Below are 2627 nucleotides of genomic sequence, written 5' to 3' on the forward strand. Positions count from 1 at the left end.
CCCCGAGATTCTTTTTATCGTTATTCCCGGAACTTCCAAATCCCTCCTATGCTGAATTTGTGGTAGTCACTCCCAATCTTGAAGCACGTGAACAGGTCCGTAGCAAATTGATGGAACTTTTTGCCAAAAATGAAGCCTTTCCCGATGTGAGAGGACGCGTTACGAGACTTGAATTCGGTCCTCCGGTAGGATTTCCCGTACAGTTTAGAATCATCGGGCCGGATGAGCAAAAAGTGCGAGAAATTGCGTATCGCGTTCGTGATATTGTTCGTAGCAGCCCGCTTGTACGGGATACGCAACTCGATTGGAATGAGCAGGTACGCTCTATCGCCGTTCATGTCGATCAAGATAAAGCCCGCTTGGTCGGACTCAATACGGCGGATGTCCAAAATATCGTCCAAGCGGTGACCAACGGTGCTCCCGTTACACAGATTCGCAGAGGCGAAGAGCTTGTTGATGTTGTCGTACGTGCTGTACCGACGGAGCGTTTATCTATTGAACGACTCGGTGACATCCAGTTATTTACTAAAACGGGAATCGCTATACCTCTATCGCAGGTGGCGAAGATCGAATCCACCTTTGAGGATCCGGTACTATGGAGACGTGACCGCGACATGGCACTAACCGTGCGTAGTGACCTTGCTGAGGGTGTACAAGGTCCTTACGCAACGTCAAAAATTATGCCCTCATTACAGAGCGTGATCGACTCTTTGCCTGTCGGTTACCGTATCGAAGCGGGAGGTGCTATCGAGGAGAGCGATAAAGCCAATAAAGCGCTTTTTGCCGTTTTCCCGATTATGTTTGCCGTAATGTTATTGATTTTGATGATGCAGTTGCAGAATTTTTCTCTTTTGTTTATGGTCTTTTCAACTGCTCCATTAGGACTAATCGGCGTTGTTCCGGCATTGCTGATTTTCAATGCACCTTTTGGCTTCGTTGCACTGCTCGGAGTGATTGCATTAGGCGGTATGATTATGCGAAATTCACTGATTCTCGTAGATCAAATCGAACAGGATATTGAACGAGGTGCCCCTGCATGGAATGCTATCATCGAAGCGACGGTGCGTCGCTCTCGCCCTGTGGTTCTTACGGCGGCGGCAGCTATCTTGGCAATGATTCCACTGACACACAGTGTGTTTTGGGGACCTATGGCGATATCGATTATGGGAGGGTTAATTGTTGCGACGGCATTGACGCTGATCTTTGTTCCGGCATTGTATGCGGCATGGTTCAAGGTACGTATTGGGGTGTGAGGGCATTAAAGTTTGGAAAATTTCCTCTTTGTAATCGGTGAGAGGGTGGACGTTTGTGGATACGCGCATGGACAGTAAAACGAAGCACGGGAATATCAAGAAGATGCGGGGGAGAGTGAACGGCGGAGAATAGAGAGGTTTAGAAAGGGAGGGAAGCGTTTTGGTTCAGCTTCCCTCTTTGCCTCTCAGCTCCTGCGAGAGCTCTAGAAACGCCTCCCCGTACCGCTCGAACTTCACCTCGCCGATTCCGCTGACGTTCAGCATCTCCTCTTTGTTTGACGGCAGTTGTTCGGCCAGTTCGTAGAGGGTTTTGTCGCCGAAGACGATGTAGGCGGGGATGCCGTGTTCGCGGGCGATGGAGGCGCGCAGCGCTCTGAACGCCTCGTAGTGCGCCGGGGCGTGCGGATGGGAGGCTTTGGATCTCATCTGCGCTTTTTTTGGGTTTAGCCGCTCCTCGCGGATGTGGACGCTCCGGTTTCCCCTCAGGATCTCTGCCCCCTCGGGGGTGAGATGGAGCGCCTTGTACTCGTCCGGTTCCAGCGCCCCTAGCTCGACGAGCCGTTTGGAGATCGTCCCCCACACGCCCTTGCTCATCTCCGCTCCGATCCCGAAGACGCTGAGGCGCTCGTGGCCGTTGGAGAGGATCTTCTCCTTCTCCTCCCCGCAGAGCACCTCGCCGATGTAGGTCGCGCCGAACCGTTCCCCCGTCTTGTAGACGGCCGAGAGAAACATCCGCGCGGGGGTCGTGATCTCCTTTTTGCTCCCCTGCGTCTCCAGACAGTTGTCGCATTTATCGCCGCAGGGTGTGATCGTGTCGCTGAAATAGGCCGCGATCGTTTTGTGGCGACACTCCTCCGAGGTGGCGTAGTCCATCGCGGCGCGGAGCTTGGAAAGGATCATCTCCCGGTACTGCGGGTCGCCTCCCTCGTCGATGAGCCGTTTTTTGGTGAAAAAATCGCTCCCCGAGTAGAACAGCACCGCCTCCGAATCGATCCCGTCGCGCCCGGCCCGACCGATCTCCTGATAGTAGTTTTCGATCGTCTTGGGGAGCGAGGTGTGGATGACGAAGCGGATGTCCCCTTTGTCGATCCCCATCCCAAACGCGACGGTCGCGACGATGATCTGCGTCTCGTCGTTCAGAAACGCTTGGTGGGTCGCGTGGCGCTGCTCGGCACTGAGTCCCGCATGATAGGGGGCGCATTTGAGCCCCTTTTTGGAGAGGAACTCGGCCAGCTCCTCGGTCTCGCGGCGGGAGAAGGCGTAGACGATCCCGCTCTCCCCCTCGTGTTTTTTCAGAAGGTTCATCAGATCGGTGCGCCATCCGCTGTCGCGCTCTTTTACCGTAATCGTGATGTTCTTGCGCAGCACGGGGGC

The 2627-nt window shown here is 54.3% G+C and carries 2 protein-coding genes; one reads left to right on the forward strand and one right to left on the reverse strand.

The genetic code is table 11. From position 1 onward, the window contains the following. Nucleotides 1–1253: efflux RND transporter permease subunit (locus tag JU82_RS06070; RefSeq protein WP_294892330.1), on the forward strand; the 1253-nt coding region annotated here is incomplete at its 5' end. Between the two features lie 165 nt (nt 1254–1418). Here JU82_RS06070 and JU82_RS06075 read toward each other — a convergent pair. Then, nucleotides 1419–2627 (reverse strand): RecQ family ATP-dependent DNA helicase (locus JU82_RS06075; protein WP_037948054.1); only part of this gene is annotated, 1209 nt, incomplete at its 5' end.

Origin of the sequence: Sulfuricurvum sp. MLSB (assembly GCF_000747095.1) — a bacterium.
Lineage (GTDB): Bacteria > Campylobacterota > Campylobacteria > Campylobacterales > Sulfurimonadaceae > Sulfuricurvum.